Raw genomic sequence first — 17,998 nt, 5'->3', positions numbered from 1 at the left:
CCGCGTCAGGCGAGTCTTTTTGAAACCCTTTACCCTTCGCGGGGCGCCGCACCGGGATCACCGGCAGCGTTCGCCTCATCGTCAAGGGTATCCGACGCGCTGGCGGCCTCCGCTCCCCCGGCGTCGGCCTCGGTCGTGGTCGCCCCGGCCGCGTCGGACTCGGACTCGACCGGCGCCGAGCCGGACGCCTCATCCCCGTTCCGCGGGGCTGCAAGCGTGTCGCGCGCGGGCACCTCTGCAAGCCGCCGCTGGCGGATGCCGAGCCACACGAACGTCGCGAGAGAGGCGAGCAGCACCACGGCCGCGACCCACACGTTGATCCGCACGCCCAACACCTTCACGGCGGTGTCGATGCGCACCATCTCGATCCACAGGCGTCCCGAGGTGTAGACCGCGACGTAAAGCCAGAAGACGCGGCCGCCCCACAGCTTGAAGCGTCGGTCGGCCCACAGCAGCACCGCGACGCCTGCGAGGTTCCACAGCATCTCGTACAGGAACGTCGGGTGGAACGTCGCGAACTGCTCGAACCCTTCCGGCCGGAAGGCCTCGTCGATCTGCAGACCCCACGGCAGTTCGGTGGGGCGCCCGAAGAGCTCCTGGTTGAAGTAGTTGCCGAGCCGACCGATCGCCTGGGCGAGCAGCACGCCCGGTGCGGCCGCATCCATGAACGCCGTGAAGGACACGTGGGCGCGTCGCGCTCCGATCCATGCGCCGAGCGCACCGAGCGCCACAGCACCCCAGATGCCGAGGCCGCCCTCCCATATCTTGAACGCGTCGATCGGGTTGCCGCCCTCGCCGAAGTACGGGCCGGGCGTGGAGATCACGTGATAGATCCGTCCGCCGACGATGCCGAAGGGGATCGCCCAGAAGCCGATCTCGCTCACGACCTCGGGATCGCCTCCGCGCGCCTCCCAGCGCCGGGCCGTGAGCCACAGCGCGACGAAGATGCCCGCAAGGATGAACAGCGCGTAGGCGTGCACCGTGAGCGGGCCGATCGAGAACGAACTCCATTCGATCGGAGGCGACGGGATGGAAGTGGGGATCACAGCTCTCCTCTGACGCCGCGCGCCAGCTCGGTGGTCTTGGCCCGGAGCGCCTCGAGACCGGCCTCGAGGTCGTCCGGGTGGTCCGTCAGGCAGCGCACGAGCGCGGAGCCGACGATGACGCCATCCGCGTACTCGGCGACCTGCGCGGCGTGCTCGCCGGTAGTCACACCGAGACCGACGCACACGCGCGGCGCACCCGCCTCGCGGGCGCGCGCGACGAGGTCCTGCACGCCGCCTCCCATGGACGAGCGTTCGCCGGTGACGCCCATGAGCGCCGCCGCGTACACGAAGCCCGAACCGGCGGTGCAGGTGAGCGCCATGCGCTCGGCGGTCGTGGTGAGCGCGACCAGGAACACGGTGTCGAGGTCCCGCTCACGCGCCGTCGGGAGCCACGTGACGTCGGCGTCGGGCGTGATGTCGGGCAGGATCGCGCCCGAGCCGCCCGCGGCCACGAGGTCGTCCGCGAAGCGCTCGACGCCGTACTGCAGGATGGGATTCCAGTAGCTCATGACCACGGCGGGGGCGCCCGCGTCGACGCAGCCCTTGACCGCGGTGAAGACGTCGCTCACCCGGCTGCCGCCTGCGAGGGCTCGCTCCGCCGCGTGCTGGATGGTGGGACCGTCGAGCACCGGGTCCGAGTACGGCAGCCCGACCTCGACGATGTCCACGCCCGCCTCGATCATGGTCTGCATCGCGCGCACGGAGCCCTCGACCGTCGGGTATCCAACGGGAAGGTAGCCGATGAGCGCGGCCCGGCCCTCGGCCTTGATCTGGTCGAGGCGCTCTGCGAGAGCTGTCACGCGTCCTCCCCCGGCAGCATGTCGAACCAGCGTGCGGCCTGCTCGACGTCCTTGTCGCCACGGCCGGACAGCGTCACGAGCAGCGTGGCGTCGGGGCCGAGCTCGCGGCCGAGCCGGATCGCCCCCGCGAGGGCATGCGAGGACTCGATCGCGGGCAGGATCCCCTCCGTGCGGCTGAGCAGCCGGAAGGCGTCCATCGCGTCGGCGTCCGTCACGGGCCAGTACTCGGCGCGGCCGATGTCGGCGAGCCACGAGTGCTGCGGACCCACGCCCGGGTAGTCGAGACCCGCGGAGATGGAGTGCGAGGCGACCGTCTGGCCGTCCTGATCCTGGAGGATGTATGAGCGCGAGCCGTGCAGGACGCCCTTGGTGCCACCCGTGATCGTGGCCGCGTGACGACCGGTCTCGACGCCGTCGCCCGCCGCCTCGCAGCCGATCAACCGCACGCCCTCGTCATCGAGGAACGCATCGAAGGAACCGATCGCGTTGGATCCTCCACCGACGCACGCGAGCACCGCGTCGGGCAATCCGCCGAGCGCGAGCATCTGCTCGCGCGCCTCGACGCCGATGACGCGCTGGAAGTCGCGCACCATCGCGGGGAACGGGTGGGGGCCCGCCGCTGTGCCGAACATGTAGTTGGTGGTTTCGACGTTTGCGACCCAGTCGCGGAAGGTCTCGTTGATGGCGTCGCGCAGGGTGCGCGATCCGGACTTCACGGGCACCACCTCGGCACCGAGGAGACGCATGCGAGCGACGTTGAGCGCCTGACGCTCCGTGTCCTCCTCGCCCATGTAGATCACACAGTCGAGGTCCATGAGCGCCGCCGCGGTGGCCGTCGCGACACCGTGCTGACCGGCGCCCGTCTCGGCGATCACGCGAGTCTTGCCGAGGCGCTTGGTGAGCAGCGCCTGCCCGAGCACGTTGTTGATCTTGTGCGAACCCGTGTGGTTGAGGTCCTCGCGCTTGAGGAACACCCGTGCTCCCCCGGCGTGCGCCGCGAAGCGCGGCACCTCGGTCACGATCGATGGGCGGCCCGTGTAGTCGCGCGCGAGCCTGTCGAGCTCGCCGCCGAAGCTCGGATCGGCCTTGGCCTTCTCGTACGCGTCCGTGAGCTCGTCGAGGGCGGCCATCAGCGCCTCGGGCAGGAAGCGACCGCCGAACTCACCGAAGAAGGGCCCAGGCGCCGACTGGAGCGATGCCGTCACGGGCGCACCGACCGCAGCGCGGGGTGAGCGCCCGCGGCGACCATCTCGGCGACCGCGGTGCGGGGGTCACGATCCTTGACCAGGGCCTCGCCCACGAGGACGGCGTCCGCGCCGAGCCGTGCGTACTCGACCACGTCGTGGCTGTCGCGGATCCCCGACTCGGCGACGCGCAGCACGCCGTCCGGGATCACCGGCGCGACCTTCGCGAACGTGTGCCGATCGACCTCGAGCGTCTTGAGGTTGCGGGCGTTCACGCCGACCACCCGTGCGCCGGCGTCTACGGCCCGCGTGACCTCCTCGACGTCGTGCACCTCGACGAGGGCGGTCATGCCCAGGGAGTGCACGCGCTCGATGAGCGACTCGAGCGCATTCTGCTCGAGCGCGGCCACGATCAGCAGCACCACGTCCGCGCCGTGAGCGCGCGCCTCCCACACCTGATAGGGGGTGACGATGAAGTCCTTGCGGAGGATCGGGATGTCGACCTTCGCGCGCACCGCGTCGAGGTCGGCGAGCGACCCGCCGAACCGGCGCTGCTCGGTCAGCACGGAGATCACTGACGCTCCGCCGGCCTCGTATTCGGTGGCGAGCGAGGCGGGATCCGTGATCTCGGCGAGCGCGCCCTTGGAGGGGCTCGACCGCTTCACCTCGGCGATCACCGCGACCTCGTCGCGGGCCAGCATCTGGTACGCGTCGATCGCGCTGGGGAGGCGCGATGCGCGTTCCTTCAGCGCCTCCATGGTCGTGGACTGCTCACGCACGGCAAGGTCCTCTCGGACGCCGGCGACGATGCTCTCGAGCACGCTCATGCGATCTCCTCCTCCCTCGCGACCATGGTAGCGCCGGGCACGGTCACTGATGACCGCCCCGGCAGACGCGCACGCGCCCGACGCGGGGGCCGGTCACGGCGCCAGGTACGGCTCCAGCGCGGGGATGTTCCGGAGCACCGTGTAGACGATGATGCCCGCGAACAGCAGGTACAGCGCCCAGCCGGGCGCGGGCTTCGTGCGGATGTGGACTCCGCGGGTCGCGAGCAGCCACTTGAGCCATCTCCACCCGAGCCATGGGATGGCGAATAGCGCGAGGGGGTTCATCCCCCATGCGCCGGCGAGGTCCAGGTGGGAGAGGTCATGGATCGCGCGGAGCGACCCGCAGCCCGGGCAGTAGAAGCCCGTGAGGTACAGAGAGGGGCACGTCGGGTAGTGGCCGCCCTCGTGCGGGTCGACCGAGGCGACGTAGGCCGTCGCGACCGCGCCCGCGATCCCGACCGCGATCGGTGCCGCAGACGGGTGGAGCCTGGCGAGCAGTCGCTCGCCAGGCTCCGTCACGCGTGCGGTGAGTGTCACCGACTCAGTACGTCGAGGCGGACAGCACGCCTGCCGCCAGCAGGATCACGTAGAGCACCAAGACGATCGCTCCGGAGCCGATGCCCCACAGCGACCACTTCTTGGCGGCGTCGGCGGATGCCTGCGCGCCGGCGAAGTCGCCCTGCGCCCACTTCGAGTTGACCTCGGCGGCCTTCACGATGCCGACGATGCCCAGCGGGAGGCAGCACAGCACGGTCGTGAGGATCGCGAGCACGAGGTTGTTGTTCGGCGCCGGGGCGCCACCCATCGGCGGCACGCCGGGAGCGGGAGGGGGCGGTGGGATGTCGGTCATTGCTTCTCCTTGTGGTGGACGGGACCGCCTGCCATGCGGTCCCGGGACTCAGGCGAGGGGCTGGCCGTGGCCAAGCGCCCTTAGAGCGCCGCCGACCGCGAGAGACACGGCTGCGACAGCGATACCGACCCACACCAGGGCCGTCACGGGAACGGCGAATCCGATCGAGGCCAGCACGGCCGCGATCACGAGGCCCGCGTTGGTCACCCATCCGGCGAGAGTGCGGCCGTGGTTGTGGGGTGCAACCTCCGGCAGGTCCTGCTCGGTGAGCTTCACGCTGCTCGACATCGTTGTTCCTCCTCGGCTCGGGTCACGCGACATTCTAGCCAGATCAGGCGGGCCCGAGTCGAGAGGCCAGGCCGATCGCGCGCACCATCGCCGCGGCCTTGCTACGCGTCTCCGCCTCCTCGGTCTCCGGCACCGAGTCTGCGACGATGCCCGCGCCCGCCTGGACGTACGCGACGCCGTCCTTGATGAGGGCCGTCCGGATGGCAATTGCGGTGTCAGTGTTGCCCGCGAAGTCGAAGTAGCCGACCGCACCGCCGTAGAGCGCGCGCCGGGCAGGCTCGATCTCGTCGATGAGCGCGATCGCCCGCGGCTTCGGCGCGCCCGAGAGGGTCCCCGCGGGGAACGTCGCCTGGAACGCGTCGAACGCGGAGAAGCCGTCCTCGAGCCTGCCCACCACGGTGGAGCAGATGTGCATGATGTGGCTGTAGCGGTACACGGACATGAAGTCCGCGACCTCGACCGACGTCGGCTCGCACACCTTCACGAGGTCATTCCGCGCGAGGTCCACGAGCATGACGTGCTCGGCGCGCTCCTTGGGATCCGCGAGCAGCTCGGCCTCGAGCCTGCGGTCCTCCTCGGGCGTGGCGCCGCGCGGACGCGACCCTGCGATCGGGAACGTCGAGACGGCGCCGCGCTCCACTCGCACGAGCGACTCGGGGCTGGATCCGACCACGGAGAACGCCCGCCCGTCGGCGTCCTCGAGCTCGAAGTAGTACATGTACGGGCTGGGGTTGAGCGTGCGCAGCACGCGATACACGTCCAGTGGCGCGGCCTCGCACGAGATCTCGAAGCGCTGCGCGGGCACCATCTGGAACACCTCGCCGTCGCGGATCGCCTCCTTCGCGAACTCGACGTAGCGCTCGTACTCCCCCGGCGCGCTGCGGCGCCTGACGTCAGGTTCCCCGTCCTCGCCCAGCGCGGACACCTCGCCCGCGGGCGCCTCCGAGAGCGCATGCTGCATGCGATCGAGTCGCGTCACCGCATCCGCGTACGCCTCCTCGATGCCCTCGTCGCGCGCGTCTGCGTTGACCGCGTTTGCGATCAGCCACACTGAACCGTCCAGGTGGTCCACGACGGCGATGTCCGTGGCGAGCAGCAGCAGCACGTCGGGCACGTCGATCTCGGCAGGTGCCTTGTGGGGTAGCGTCGGCTCCCACTGCCGGATGATGTCCCACCCGAGCACGCCGACCATGCCACCCGTGAGCGGCGGCAGCCCCGGGATCGCCTCGGACGCGAGCTCGCCGAGCACCTGGCGGATCGTGGGCAGCGGCGCACCCGACGTGAGGCCGACCGGCACGTCGCCCTCCCAGCGCGCCTCGTCCCCATCCACCGTCAGGCTCGCGCGCGAGCGCACGCCGATGAACGAGAAGCGCGCGAGCGTGCCGTCAGGCTCGGCTGACTCGAGGATGAACGTGTTCGGGCGCCCGCCCGCGAGGGCTCGGTACACGGCCACCGGCGTGAGAGAGTCCGCGAGCACGCGTCGCACGACGGGCACCACGCGATGCGTCGCGCCATACCCGCGAAAGCCCTCCAACGTCGGCCATGTCTCGCCCCAGGCGACGGACACCGGCTCCTGCTCAGCCATCCGATGCCTCGAGACCGTTCACCGCACCCAGGTCGCCTCCCGTGAGGAAGCACGTGCGCTCGCCGGTGTGGCACGCAGCACCCACCTGGTCGACCTCGAGCAGGATCGCGTCGCCATCGCAGTCGAGAGACGCGCGCACCACGGTCTGCGCATGGCCGGAGGTGTCTCCCTTGCGCCACAGCTGCTGGCGCGAGCGACTCCAGTACACGGCGCGACCGGTGGTGAGCGTCTCGTGCAGCGCATCGTCGTTCATCCACGCGACCATGAGGACCTCGCGCGTGTCGTGCTGCTGCACGACGGCGCAGACGAGTCCGTCGGGAGTGCGCTTGAGGCGCGCGGCGATGCTGGTGTCGAGCGGCATGGGGACATCCTTCCACGCTCGGCGACGGGACACGTCCGACGCGGCGGCAGGCATCGCGCCCGGCGTCACCGCGTCTGGGCCACCCAGGCGTCGTGCATGCGCGAGTAGACGCCGCCGCGCGCGACGAGCTCGTCGTGCGAGCCGAACTCGACGATCTCACCGGCGTCCATGACGGCGACCGCGTCGGCGCGTTCGGCGGTCGACAGTCGGTGCGCGATCACCACGGACGTGCGTCCGCGCATGAGGCCCTCGAGCGCACGCGAGATGCGCACCTCGGTGGCAGGGTCCACGGCGGACGTCGCCTCGTCGAGGATCAGCACCTCGGGATCCCGGAGGTACGCACGCGCGATCGCGACCAGCTGCCGCTCGCCTGCGCTGAGCAGCTCTCCGCGCGGGCCGACGGGAGTGTCGAGGCCGGCCGGCTGCGCCGCAATCCAGCCCTCGAGCCCGAGCGACTCGAAGACCGCCAGCGCCCGCGACTCGAGCTCGGCCGCGTCCGTGCCCTCCGGGAGGGCATACGCGAGGTTCGAGCGGATGGTGCCGTCGAACAAGAAGCCCTCCTGCGGCACGATCGCGACCGAGCGCCGCAGGCCCGCCATCGGCACGTCGCGCAGATCCACGCCTCCCACGCGCACGATGCCCTGCGTGGGGTCGATGAACCGCGCGAGGAGCCGGACGAGCGACGTCTTGCCCGAGCCCGTCTCTCCCACGAGCGCAATGCGCCGGCCCGCGGGCACCTCGAGGTCGATCCCCTTCAGCACCTCGGGACCCGAGGGATAGGTGAGGCGGACGCCGTCGATCGCGACGTCGCCGTGCCCGCGCGGGATGTCGGTGCCGTTCTCGCCGGGGTCCGCGACTGTGACCGGAGTGTCGACGAGTCCGATCACGCGTCGCCAGCCGACGAGCGCGCGCTGCATCTCGGCGAGCATCTCGATGATCCAGCCGATCGGACCCGCGAACTGGTAGACGAGGAACGCGAAGGCCACCACCGTGCCCACGGACAGCGCGCCGTCGAGCGCGAGGCGCGTGCCGAGCACGAGCGCGAGCCCCGTGGCGATGGACTGCGCGGCGGCGTTCGTCGAGAACAGCGACGTGCCGAGCCAGCCTGCGCGGGTGTCGCCCGCGACGATGTCCTTGTTCATGCGCGCAAGGTCGCGGCGCATGTGCCCGTGGACGCCGTAGGCGCGGATCGTGGCGATGCCGACGAGCTGCTCCCCCGTCGCGGCGAGCAGATCGCCGCTGCGCGCCCGCACGCGACTGTACGCGCGCACGATGCGGGGCTGGACGAAGCGCAGCACGAGCAGCGTCGGCACGTACGCAAGGATCACCACGACCGCGAGCTGCCACGCGTACACGAGCATCACGGCGAGGATGATCGTGGACTCGAAGGCCGCGACCAGCATGGCGGCACCGGTCCACTGCATGAGGTCGCGCATGGTCTCGACGTCTCCGGTGACGCGCGACACGTACCGGCCCCTGCGGTCCGCGTTCTGCGTGAGCACGGAGAGGTCGTGCACCGTGTCGAAGGCGGTGATGCGCAGGGTCGCGAGGCCCTGCTCCGCCTGCGTGACCATGCGGATGCGGACGATGCGCTCCACGAGCGTCGCGACGATCAGCAGCGTCGCACCGATCGCCGCGAAGCCGTACGCGACGGAGACGTCGATGCCGCCCGGCGCGAGCAGTCCCTTGTCCGTGACCTGCTGCGTCACGAAGGGCACCGCGGTCTTGCCGAACGCAGCGACGACGGCCAGACCCAGGGTGATCCCCAGGCCGGCGCCGAACTCGGGGCTGAGCGCGAAGCCGCGCTTGAGGGTCTGCCTCAGGGTCGTGGGCTCCATCAGTCGGTCACCGCCTCTCGCTGCTCATCGCCGCCGTCGATGCCCGACGCGTCGGGCACCTCCTCGTCACTCGGCGCGGTCTCGACCCGTGCGGCCTGACGCGCGTCGCGCTCATAGGCCAGCACGATGTCGCGGTAGCCCTCGTCACGCGAGAACAGTTCGTCGTGCGTCCCGGAGTCGATCACCCGGCCGCGGTCCAGATGCACCACGTGGTCTGCCATGCCGATCGACGCGAGCCGGTACGCCACGAGCAGCACCGTGGGCGCGTCGGTCGAGGCCGAGAGCCCGGTGAGGATCTCGCGTTCCACGACGGGGTCCACGGCGGACGTGGCGTCGTCGAGGATCAGCACGCGCGGCCTGCGCACGAGCGCACGCGCGAGAGCGAGTCGCTGGCGCTGACCGCCGGAGAGGTTCGAGCCGCGCTCGTCCAGCTCGGCGTCGAGCGGGTCGCTCGAGCCGTCCACGAGCGACCGCACCACGTGATCGACGGCGGCGCGCCGCAGCGCCTCCCACACCTCCTCGTCGGTGTAGTCCCGGCCGAGCGTCACGTTCTCGCGGACGCTGCCTGCGAAGACGAAGGCCGTCTGCGGCACGAGCGCGACGTGCGCGCCGAGGTTCTTCACGTCTGACAGCGGTACGCCGTCGAGCAGGATCTTGCCCGAGGCCGGGATCGTGAGGCGCGACGCGGCCAGCGCGATCGTGGACTTGCCCGAGCCCGTGGGGCCCACGAGCGCGGTGACGGTGCCTGCGCGCAGCTCGATCGACGCACCCTCGACCAGCACGGTGAGCTCGTCGTGCCCGTCGTCGGCCGCGATCGAGGCGCCGAGGAAGCTCACGGTTCCCGCTCCCACGCCCTCGATCTCGATGTGACCGGGCTCGTCGACCTCGCGCGCCGCCTCGGCGATCTCGCCGACGCGCCTGAAGGAGACGAGCGCCTGCGGCATCTGGCCCAGGATCCAGCCGAGACCCCGGATGGGGATCGCGAGCAGCGTCACGAAGTACATCGCCGACACGACCTCGCCGACGGTGACGTGCCCCGCAGCGGCGCGAGCCGTGCCGACCACGATCAGCGCGACAGCGCCCAGGGGCGCCATCAGGTCCATCAGCGGCTCGAACCACGCCTTGACACGGCCCACGCGAGTGTCCGCGGCCGCGAGCTCGCGGGCGGCGGCGGCGAAGCGACGGCCTTCGCGGCGCTCGACGCCGAGCGCCTTGACGACAGTGCCGCCGTCGAAGCTCTCGTGCGCGATGTTGGACACGTCCGCGCGCAGCGTCTGGCCCTGCCTCCACAGCGGCGTGATGATGCGCTCGAACATCAGGTTGATGCCGAGGATCGCGGGCACGACGGCGAGACCGGTGATCGCGAGCCAGGGGTCAGAGCGCCACATCGAGACGCCCGCCGCCACCATCATCACGAACGAGCCGACGGTGAAGGACAGCGGGTTCAGCGGACTGGTGGCCGTCTCCGAGTCCGAGGACATCGCGGAGAGCACTCGTCCGGAGGACTGGGTGCGGTGCCACCCCATGGGGAGCCGCGACAGCGACTCCGCGACGACCTCCCGGTGACGGCCGCCCACGCGTGCCACTCCCGCCTGGGTCATGGCCTGCCGCATGGCCTGCGCGAGAGCGATCGCGACGCCGATCAGGCAGAAGGCCGCGCCTGCGTAGAGGATCGCAGTGAATGGATCGTCGGTGAACTCGCCCCAGCGCCCAGTGACGGTTCCCTCGGAGACGCCCGGGATGACGACGTCGTCCGTGATGCCACCCAGCAGATTGCCGAACACGATCGTCATGATCGAGAACATCGTCGCCGCAGCGACACCCCCGGTGAAGTACCAGGGCGCCTGGCGCACGCCGTGCCATAGCAGCTGCGCCGACTGTCGCGCGAAGCTGCCGTGCAGCGCGTACTCGCCCGGCCGCGCGGGTCCGTTCACAGACGGACCTCGATTCCGGCGGCGCTCAGGTGCTCCTTGACCTGAGCGATCGTGAGCGTGCCGAAGTGGAACACCGAGGCCGCGAGCACGGCGTCCGCCCCCGCGTGCGCAGCCTCGACGAAGTGCTCCGCCGTGCCGGCACCGCCCGAGGCGATGAGCGGGATCGAGACGCGCTCGCGCACGGCACCGATCATCTCCAGGTCGAAGCCATCGTTCGTGCCGTCGGCGTCCATCGAGTTGAGCAGGATCTCGCCTGCGCCGAGCCGCTCGACCGTCTCGACCCACTCGAGCAGGTCCATGCCGGTGCCCTGGCGTCCGCCGTGGGTCGTCACCTCGAAGCCCGACGCGGTGCTCGCCCCGTCGCGGCAGCGTCGGGCATCCGCCGACAGGACCAGCACCTGATTGCCGAAGCGCTGAGAGATCTCCCGGATGAGCTCAGGGCGCGCGATCGCGGCCGTGTTGACACCGACCTTGTCCGCGCCCGCGCGCAGCAGGCGGTCCACATCCTCGGGAGAGCGCACTCCCCCTCCCACGGTGAGCGGCACGAACACCTGCTCAGCGGTGCGGCGCACCACGTCGTAGGTCGTCTCGCGGCTGCCCGAGCTCGCGGTCACGTCGAGGAACGTGAGCTCGTCCGCCCCGCCTGCTCCGTAGGCGCGCGACAGCTCCACGGGGTTTCCGGCGTCGCGGAGGTTCTCGAAGTTGACGCCCTTGACGACGCGGCCCGCGTCGACGTCCAGGCAGGGAATCACCCGCAGCGCGACCGACATCACTCGACCTCCGGGGTGAAGACGTCCAGGATGTCCACCACCAGCACGACAGGACCCTTGTCGGGGTACGCCTGCGTCGCCGGCGCGAGGATCATCACCTGCGAGCCCTGGAGCTGGTCGATGAGGGCATCCTCGAGCGCCGGGATCTGAGTGCGAGCGCCGACCTCGAACTCGAGGGGGGCGCGCTCGTCTGGCCACGACGAGTCCAGCACTTCTCCGTCCCACGACACCATCACGTAGTTGGCGAGCACCCACGAGCCCTCGCGCACCTGCGTGCCAGTGCCCTGGATCGTCGTCACGACCTGCGTCTGCGCGGGGCGCTCGACGCTCTCAGGGATCGAGACGCTCGGTTCGCCGTCCTCCGCGAGGAACACGGTGGGCCAGTCCTCGGGCATGTCGGCGCTCATCCCGGCCGCGCGCGTCGGAAGCACGTCGATGATCAGCGCGATCGGCGGCTCATCGTCCACGCCACCGGACGACGCAGGCGACACGTGGAGCAGCCTCGCGCCCACGCGCTGCTCAAGCAGCAGCTCGTACAGATCGTCGCCCAGCAGCTCGGGAGCGAGCAGGAACGACCGCGCCAGGCCGGTGTAGCTGTCGACCACGATCGCACCGTCGAGCAGGGACTCTCCGTAGAGGTCGAGCAGCAACGGCTGACCGTCCACGAGCGCGTCGCCGTCGCCCTCCCACACCACGTCGGTCTGCACGCGAGTCCAGTCGACGTCGGTATCGAACTCGAGGGTCGGCGCGCCCGTCTCGTCGGCCCCGACCGTGATGAGCTCGACGTCTCCCGTCGGGGTGGCGGTCACCGACTCCTCCGGTGGTGCGCTGACGCAGCCGGCGAGCGCGAGGCTCCCGGCGACAGCGAGCGCGAAGGCGCGACGCATCTTTCCCCTTTCGGACGGCCAGAACAGTGTACGTGCGGCTGCGCTCAGCCGAGGTCGGCGAGCAGCAGGTCCACGCGGTCGTCGACGGACCGGAACGGATCCTTCAGCAGCACGGTCCGATGCTCGTTGCCGGTGAGCTTCAGATGCACCCAGTCGACGGTGAAGTCACGCCCTGCCGCCAACGCCTCCTGCACGAAGCGGCCGCGCAGGGCGGCACGCGTGGTGGCCGGCGGCGAGGTCTTCGCGCGCGCGATCTGGTCGTCCGTCACCACTCTGGCGATGAGGCCTTGCGATTGGAGCCGGTTCGCGAGCCCGCGCTCGGGAGAGATGTCGTGGAACGCGAGCTCGAGTCGCGCGAGGCGGGGGTCGTCGAGCGCACACCCCAGGCGGTCCTGGTAGCGCTGGATCAGCCTGAGCTTGATGGCCCAGTCGAGCTCCGTGTCGACGCTCGAGAAATCCTGGGAGCGGACTGCGTCGATGCCGCGCTGCCACAGGTCGAGGATGCGCTCGACCTCCTCCGTGCGCTCGATGATCCCGTCAAGGTGGACCACGACGGTGTCCAGGAAGCTCTGCTGGACCTCGACCGCGGTCATGGTCCGACCGTCGGCAAGCTCGACTGTGGCCGTGCCGGTCAGGTCGTGCGCGACGTCGCGAATCGCCTGCATCTCCTTGGCGAGGGCGAGGTCGGGCATCAGCACCCGTGCCTCCAAGAGGCGCAGCACGAGGTCGGTGGCCCCGACCTTGAGCAGCGTGGTCGGCTCGGCCATGGTCGAGTCGCCCACGATCACGTGCATGCGCCGGTACAGCTCGGCGCTCGCGTGCGGCTCGTCGCGCGTGTTGATCATGGGGCGCGAGCGAGTGGTGGCGGAGCTCATGCCCTCCCACATGTGGTCGGCTCGCGGCGAGAAGCTGTAGTGCGCGCCCTCAGGCGTGCGAGTGATGGTGCCGGCTCCGGTGACGATCTGCCGGGTCACGAGGAACGGCAGAAGCTGGCGCCCGAAGCCCGCGAAGTCGGCGCGGCGCCGCAGGAGGTAGTTCTCGTGGCATCCGTAGCTGTTGCCGGCCGAATCGGTGTTGTTTTTGTAGAGGTAGATCGTGCCGTCGACGCCCGCCTCGCGGAGTCGCTTCTCGCCGTCCGCCACGAGATCGTGGACGATGCGCTCGCCCGCCTTGTCCATCGCGATGAGGTCGGTGATCGTGTCGCACTCCGCCGTCGCGTACTCGGGGTGCGCGCCCACGTCGATGTACAGGCGCGACGCGTTCGGGAGGAACACGTTGGAGGAGCGGCCCCACTGCACCACGGAGTGGAACAGGTGCCCCGCGACCTCCTCGGGAGTCACGGGCCGTGAGTGAGGCGCATGCACATGGAGGCCGAACTCGGTCTCGAGCCCGAAGATGCGGCGGGCCGGATCGACCTCGAGTGGCGGCGGAACCTCGGCGATCTGCATCGCGACGGCGTGCGAGGCGCCGGACGGCGCTACTCGCCGCCCTTCTGGACGAACGAGCGCACGAACTGCTCTGCGTTGGTCTGCAACGACCCGTCGATCTCGTCGAGCAGGTCGTCGAGCGCGTCGGTCGAGGCCTGCTGCGCGGGTGCCGCTGCGGGCTCGGGCGCGTCGTCCTCGTAGGGCTGTCCGGAAGCGTTGACCTGAGGCATGAGTGCAGTCTATCCGCGCAGCAAGGAGTCCAGCAGCGGGTGGCTGGCCTCATGCGGGTCGTACAGATGCACGACCTCGAGGTTGCCGTGGTCCGCGTCACGGTCGAGCACGACGGTGGACCATCCCGCGGCATCGACGATGTCGGGACGCCCCGCGACGATCGCGCCTCTGAGCCGCGCCCGCGTGTCCTGCGGTGCGTTCGTCTCCGCCTGCGCCACGGCTTCGTCGGTCGTGAGGCGCTCCACGGCGCCTGCGGCGGCGAGGCGGAACGCGAAGCCGTCGCCGAGCCGCGACCACTGCACATCGGCCGCGGCGAGGCGCGCGTCGTCCCACGGCAACGGGCGCCCGTCCGGCCCCGCATTCTTCGTGCGCAGCCGTCCGAGTAGCTGCAGTTTCGCGACCCACTCGACCTCACGCGCCGCCTCGAAGATGTCCCTGCCAAGGCGATCGAGCACGCTCTCCCAGCGGGCAAGCACCAGCGCGTCGTCGCCGTCGCGCGCGTAGTCGCGGCAGATCTCGAGGAGCGCCCGCTGGATCTCGAGCGCCGTGGCCGTCTCGCCCGAGGCGAGCGCGAGGGAGGTCTCGAGCGCGAGGTCACGCGAGACTGTCCGCACGTCACCCACGGGGTCGGCCAGCACGAGCGCGTCGAGCCGCTCGTCCTCCGCCTCGATCGCGGCGAGCACGAGCGCCGTGGTGCCGATCTTGAGGTACGTCGGCACCTCCAGGCAGTTCGCGTCGCCGATGATCACATGGAGCCTGCGCCACCGCTGACGCGAGGCGTGGGGCTCGTCGCGCGTGTTCACGATCGGTCGCCGCAGGGTCGTCTCGAGGCCGACCTCGGTCTCGATGTAGTCGGCGCGCTGCGAGATCTGGAAGCCCGCGTCCTCGCCGTGAGCGCCGAGCCCGACGCGGCCCGCCCCCGTGTAGACCTGGCGCGTCGCCAGGTGCGCGGTCAGGCGCGACGCGAGCGCGTCGAAGTCGACGTCGCGACGCACCAGGAAGTTCTCGTGCGTGCCGTAGCTGGCGCCCTTGCCGTCGACGTTGTTCTTGTACAGGGTCACGCGCTCGCCCTCGATCGCCTCGTAGCGCGCGGCCGCGGCGAGCGCGATGCGATCGCCCGCGACGTCCCACAGGACGGCGTCGTGCGCGGATCGCACTTCGGGGCCGGAGTACTCGGGGTGTGCGTGGTCCACGTAGAACCGCGCGCCGTTGGGAAGCACCGCGTTGAGGTGCGCGGGGTCCTCCCATGAGCCGCGACGCCGACGCAGCGTGATGCCTCGCTCGGCCTCGGAGTACTCGGGCGCATCGGTCAGCAGGTCGGCGGTGGCGTAGCGCCGGTCGCGGCGCATGCCGCGCTGATCCTGCAGCGGGTCCTCCCCGCCGTAGTCCCACCGTGCCGAGAGGTCGCCGAGCTCGGCGCGGCACGCGCTGACGAGTCGAGACGCGAGGAGGATCGCGTTCGCGCGCGGATCGTCGGGGTCAGTGATGCCGTACTCGGTCTCGATGCCGACGATGCGCATTCAGCCGAGCTCCCTCGCCGCCACCGCGCGTGCCTCGATCAGCTCCTGCTCGCATGCGGACCGGAGGTGGGCGAACGAGATGCCCTTCGCTCCCCCGGAGATGACCGACTTGATCGCCGCGGTCTTGGCGCGGTCGACGATGTTGCGGATCATCGCGCCTGAGACATGGTCGGAGGCGTCGGGCGCCGCGAACAGGTGGGCCACCGCGTCGGAGGTCATCGCACGCACGGTCGCGTGAGCGTCCCCGCCGTGCTCCTTGATCGCCCCTGGGTCGATCGGGAGGCGCGTCGTGAGGTACTTCGCGAAGATGTCCTCCGCCGACCGCGCATCGGGCCGCGAGATCTCAATCTTCACGTCCAGGCGGCCGGGCCTCAGGATGGCTGGATCGATCATGTCCTCGCGGTTGGAGGCGCCGATCACGATGACGTTGCTGAGCGCCTCGACGCCGTCGAGCTCCGTGAGCAGCTGCGGCACGATCGTCGTCTCCATGTCCGAGCTCACGCCCGAGCCCCGCGCACGGAACAGCGCGTCCATCTCGTCGAAGAACACGACGACGGGTGCACCCGTGTGCGCCTTGGCGCGCGCACGCTCGAAGATGGTCCGGATGTAGCGCTCGGTCTCACCCACGTACTTGTTGAGAAGCTCGGGGCCCTTGACCGAGAGGAAGTAGCTCCGGTCGGCGCCCACGGCATCGCCGAGCGAGTGCGCGACGGCCTTGGCGATGAGCGTCTTGCCGCACCCGGGCGGGCCGTACAGCAGCAGGCCACGCGGGGGCTGAAGCAGATGCTCGCGATAGAGCTCGGGGTGTCGGATCGGTAGCTCGATAGCGTCGCGGATGCGCTCGATCTGGGGCGTCAGCCCTCCGATCGAGGCGTAGTCGACGTCCGGCACCTCTTCGAGCAGGAGCGCCTCGACGCCTGTGCGCTCGACCCGCTCGGAGGCGAAGCCCGTGCGCGGATCGATGATCACGGTGTCGCCCTCGTGGACGCGTGCCGCGGCGTCGCCGCCGATGAGCACGGCGACTCGCTCGTCCTCGCCCCGCGAGACGACGAGGATGCGGTCGTCGTCGATGACCTCCCGCACGATCGCGGCCTGGCCCGTGCGCTCGGGCTGTGCCTTGCCGACCACGACGCTCATGCCGTTGAGCAGGACCTCGTCTCCTGGCTTCAGGTCCACGTCCACGCCGGGCAGCACCGCGACACGCATGCGGCGCCCCTGCGACACGATGTCCACGAGGCGTCCGACCTTCTGCACGAAGGTCGCGAAGGTCTGCGGCGGCTGAGACGCCTCGGCAAGCTTCTCCTTCATCTCCCCAAGCTGCTCGCGCGCGAGCTCGAGCAGTCGCTGAAGCTCAGCGTTGCGCCGCTCCAGCGCGGCGGTCCTGTCCTGGCCCTCGGCCACCATCAGTCCTCCTCATCCGGCTGCGCGGGCATCGCCTCCGTGCCCTCGATCGCCTCGATCGAGCGCAGCGCGTCGCGGCGCACCTTGCGCACCTTCTTGTCGGACACCGCGCGCTCGCCGAGGTCCTCCGGGGTCCACTCGTCATCCACCGGATAGGCGCCCTTGGCGGGACGGCGGTGCCTCAGCGGCGCCTCGACGCCAGGCGCGAGACGCCTTGCGGTCAGCAGGAACCCCGTGTGGCCGATCATCCGGTGATCCGGCCTGACGGACAGGCCCTCGAGATGCCACGTGCGCACCATGGTCTCCCACGCCTGTGGCTCGGTGAAGCCGCCATGCTCGCGCAGGTCCTCTGCGAGTCGCGACAGCTGCGTCGTCGTCGCGACGTACGCGAGGAACACCCCGCCGGGGGCGAGCGCGCCCGCGGCCGCCTCGAGGTTCTCCCACGGCGCAAGCATGTCGAGCACGATGCGGTCCACTGTGCCTGGCGCCGCGACCTCGGCCACGCGGTCCGCGAAGTCGCCGATCTCAAGACGCCACGCGGGGTGCGGAGCCCCGAAGTGCGTCTCCACATTCGCCCGCGCGATGTCGGCGAAGTCCTCGCGGCGCTCGATCGAGATGAGCTCGCCCTCGTCGCCGATCGCGCGCAGGAGTGACATGGTGAGCGCTCCCGAGCCCACTCCCGCCTCGACGACGCGCGCGCCGGGGAAGATGTCGCCGTACTGGACGATCTGGCCGGCGTCCTTGGGATAGACGACCGCCGCTCCCCTGGGCATCGACATCACGAAATCGTTGAGGAGCGGCCGCAGCGCGAGCAGCCCGGCACCCGACGAGGTCCGCACGACGACTCCCTCGTCGCTGCCGATCAGAGTGTCGTGCGACAGATGACCGCGATGGGTGTGGAACACCTTGCCCGCGGCGAGCTGGATCGTGTGAGGGCGGCCCTTCGCGTCGGTGAGCTGCACGCGTTCGCCCTCGCGCAGAGGGCCACGGCGGAGCTGGGCGCCCGTGGGCGCGACGGAGTCAGGGGTCATGCCGCAATCCTAGGCGGG

At 70.5% G+C, this 17,998-nt stretch carries 18 protein-coding genes; all 18 read right to left on the bottom strand.

The window, feature by feature from the left end:
- Nucleotides 1–29: 29 nt before the first annotated feature.
- The 18 genes from lgt to B7K21_RS00305 all read right to left on the bottom strand — a co-directional run bounded on the left by lgt (nucleotide 30) and on the right by B7K21_RS00305 (nucleotide 17,980).
- A complete protein-coding gene (lgt, locus tag B7K21_RS00390) occupies nucleotides 30–1,046 on the bottom strand; it encodes a prolipoprotein diacylglyceryl transferase (RefSeq protein WP_084072965.1) in 1,017 nt (338 codons plus the stop codon).
- On the bottom strand, nucleotides 1,043–1,846 hold the full coding sequence (trpA, locus tag B7K21_RS00385; protein WP_084072964.1) for a tryptophan synthase subunit alpha: 804 nt from the start codon (nucleotides 1,844–1,846) through the stop codon (nucleotides 1,043–1,045). Before trpA ends, lgt begins: the two co-directional genes overlap by 4 nt.
- On the bottom strand, nucleotides 1,843–3,051 hold the full coding sequence (trpB, locus tag B7K21_RS00380; RefSeq protein ID WP_144015998.1) for a tryptophan synthase subunit beta: 1,209 nt from the start codon (nucleotides 3,049–3,051) through the stop codon (nucleotides 1,843–1,845). The genes trpA and trpB overlap by 4 nt, the downstream gene beginning before the upstream one ends.
- Complete coding sequence (gene trpC / locus B7K21_RS00375) at nucleotides 3,048–3,857, bottom strand: indole-3-glycerol phosphate synthase TrpC (RefSeq protein ID WP_084072963.1); 810 nt, start codon at nucleotides 3,855–3,857, stop codon at nucleotides 3,048–3,050. The genes trpB and trpC overlap by 4 nt, the downstream gene beginning before the upstream one ends.
- A 93-nt stretch (nucleotides 3,858–3,950) precedes the next feature.
- Nucleotides 3,951–4,394: a DUF2752 domain-containing protein gene (locus tag B7K21_RS00370; protein WP_084072962.1), complete on the bottom strand. Its 444-nt coding sequence runs from the start codon at nucleotides 4,392–4,394 to the stop codon at nucleotides 3,951–3,953.
- A gap of 4 nt (nucleotides 4,395–4,398) precedes the next feature.
- On the bottom strand, nucleotides 4,399–4,707 hold the full coding sequence (locus B7K21_RS00365) for a CD225/dispanin family protein (protein WP_084072961.1): 309 nt from the start codon (nucleotides 4,705–4,707) through the stop codon (nucleotides 4,399–4,401).
- A gap of 48 nt (nucleotides 4,708–4,755) precedes the next feature.
- Nucleotides 4,756–4,995 carry an HGxxPAAW family protein gene (locus B7K21_RS00360; RefSeq protein ID WP_084072960.1) on the bottom strand — a complete coding sequence of 80 codons (240 nt, stop codon included), beginning with the start codon at nucleotides 4,993–4,995 and terminating at the stop codon, nucleotides 4,756–4,758.
- A gap of 43 nt (nucleotides 4,996–5,038) precedes the next feature.
- Nucleotides 5,039–6,580, bottom strand: a complete 1,542-nt coding sequence (locus B7K21_RS00355; RefSeq protein WP_084072959.1) for an anthranilate synthase component I — start codon at nucleotides 6,578–6,580, stop codon at nucleotides 5,039–5,041.
- A complete protein-coding gene (gene hisI / locus B7K21_RS00350; RefSeq protein ID WP_084072958.1) occupies nucleotides 6,573–6,941 on the bottom strand; it encodes a phosphoribosyl-AMP cyclohydrolase in 369 nt (122 codons plus the stop codon). The genes B7K21_RS00355 and hisI overlap by 8 nt, the downstream gene beginning before the upstream one ends.
- 65 nt (nucleotides 6,942–7,006) lie before the next feature.
- Entirely contained in the window at nucleotides 7,007–8,779 is a 1,773-nt protein-coding gene (locus tag B7K21_RS00345) for an ABC transporter ATP-binding protein (protein ID WP_084072957.1), read from the bottom strand.
- Nucleotides 8,779–10,713 carry an ABC transporter ATP-binding protein gene (locus B7K21_RS00340; protein WP_084072956.1) on the bottom strand — a complete coding sequence of 645 codons (1,935 nt, stop codon included), beginning with the start codon at nucleotides 10,711–10,713 and terminating at the stop codon, nucleotides 8,779–8,781. The genes B7K21_RS00345 and B7K21_RS00340 overlap by 1 nt, the downstream gene beginning before the upstream one ends.
- The gene (gene hisF / locus B7K21_RS00335) at nucleotides 10,710–11,483 is read right to left on the bottom strand and encodes an imidazole glycerol phosphate synthase subunit HisF (protein WP_084072955.1); all 774 of its coding nucleotides are present in this window, start codon (nucleotides 11,481–11,483) and stop codon (nucleotides 10,710–10,712) included. Before hisF ends, B7K21_RS00340 begins: the two co-directional genes overlap by 4 nt.
- Nucleotides 11,483–12,370: an FKBP-type peptidyl-prolyl cis-trans isomerase gene (locus tag B7K21_RS00330; protein ID WP_084072954.1), complete on the bottom strand. Its 888-nt coding sequence runs from the start codon at nucleotides 12,368–12,370 to the stop codon at nucleotides 11,483–11,485. Before B7K21_RS00330 ends, hisF begins: the two co-directional genes overlap by 1 nt.
- A gap of 44 nt (nucleotides 12,371–12,414) precedes the next feature.
- Nucleotides 12,415–13,818, bottom strand: a complete 1,404-nt coding sequence (gene pafA / locus B7K21_RS00325) for a Pup--protein ligase (protein WP_084072953.1) — start codon at nucleotides 13,816–13,818, stop codon at nucleotides 12,415–12,417.
- Nucleotides 13,819–13,847: 29 nt separating this feature from the next.
- On the bottom strand, nucleotides 13,848–14,027 hold the full coding sequence (locus B7K21_RS00320; RefSeq protein WP_084072952.1) for a ubiquitin-like protein Pup: 180 nt from the start codon (nucleotides 14,025–14,027) through the stop codon (nucleotides 13,848–13,850).
- A 9-nt stretch (nucleotides 14,028–14,036) separates the two neighbouring features.
- Entirely contained in the window at nucleotides 14,037–15,548 is a 1,512-nt protein-coding gene (gene dop / locus B7K21_RS00315; RefSeq protein ID WP_084072951.1) for a depupylase/deamidase Dop, read from the bottom strand.
- Complete coding sequence (arc, locus tag B7K21_RS00310; protein ID WP_084072950.1) at nucleotides 15,549–16,952, bottom strand: proteasome ATPase; 1,404 nt, start codon at nucleotides 16,950–16,952, stop codon at nucleotides 15,549–15,551.
- Nucleotides 16,952–17,980 carry a tRNA (adenine-N1)-methyltransferase gene (locus B7K21_RS00305; RefSeq protein ID WP_084072949.1) on the bottom strand — a complete coding sequence of 343 codons (1,029 nt, stop codon included), beginning with the start codon at nucleotides 17,978–17,980 and terminating at the stop codon, nucleotides 16,952–16,954. The genes arc and B7K21_RS00305 overlap by 1 nt, the downstream gene beginning before the upstream one ends.
- Nucleotides 17,981–17,998 lie beyond the last annotated feature (18 nt).

This window comes from Demequina sp. NBRC 110052 (assembly GCF_002090075.1).
In the GTDB taxonomy this organism is placed as follows: domain Bacteria; phylum Actinomycetota; class Actinomycetes; order Actinomycetales; family Demequinaceae; genus Demequina.
Note: the sequence above shows the minus strand (reverse complement) of the source record. Positions and strands in the feature narration are given on the sequence as shown.

Coding starts and splice junctions, on each gene's coding strand:
- B7K21_RS00360 (WP_084072960.1), bottom strand. CDS start 4,995: ATGTCGAGCAGCGTGAAGCTCACCGAGCAGGACCTGCCGGAGGTTGCA.
- B7K21_RS00365 (WP_084072961.1), bottom strand. CDS start 4,707: ATGACCGACATCCCACCGCCCCCTCCCGCTCCCGGCGTGCCGCCGATG.
- B7K21_RS00305 (WP_084072949.1), bottom strand. CDS start 17,980: ATGACCCCTGACTCCGTCGCGCCCACGGGCGCCCAGCTCCGCCGTGGC.
- dop (WP_084072951.1), bottom strand. CDS start 15,548: ATGCGCATCGTCGGCATCGAGACCGAGTACGGCATCACTGACCCCGAC.
- B7K21_RS00355 (WP_084072959.1), bottom strand. CDS start 6,580: ATGGCTGAGCAGGAGCCGGTGTCCGTCGCCTGGGGCGAGACATGGCCG.
- hisI (WP_084072958.1), bottom strand. CDS start 6,941: ATGCCGCTCGACACCAGCATCGCCGCGCGCCTCAAGCGCACTCCCGAC.
- B7K21_RS00330 (WP_084072954.1), bottom strand. CDS start 12,370: ATGCGTCGCGCCTTCGCGCTCGCTGTCGCCGGGAGCCTCGCGCTCGCC.
- pafA (WP_084072953.1), bottom strand. CDS start 13,818: ATGCAGATCGCCGAGGTTCCGCCGCCACTCGAGGTCGATCCGGCCCGC.
- trpC (WP_084072963.1), bottom strand. CDS start 3,857: ATGAGCGTGCTCGAGAGCATCGTCGCCGGCGTCCGAGAGGACCTTGCC.
- hisF (WP_084072955.1), bottom strand. CDS start 11,483: ATGTCGGTCGCGCTGCGGGTGATTCCCTGCCTGGACGTCGACGCGGGC.
- B7K21_RS00345 (WP_084072957.1), bottom strand. CDS start 8,779: ATGGAGCCCACGACCCTGAGGCAGACCCTCAAGCGCGGCTTCGCGCTC.
- B7K21_RS00320 (WP_084072952.1), bottom strand. CDS start 14,027: ATGCCTCAGGTCAACGCTTCCGGACAGCCCTACGAGGACGACGCGCCC.
- arc (WP_084072950.1), bottom strand. CDS start 16,952: ATGGTGGCCGAGGGCCAGGACAGGACCGCCGCGCTGGAGCGGCGCAAC.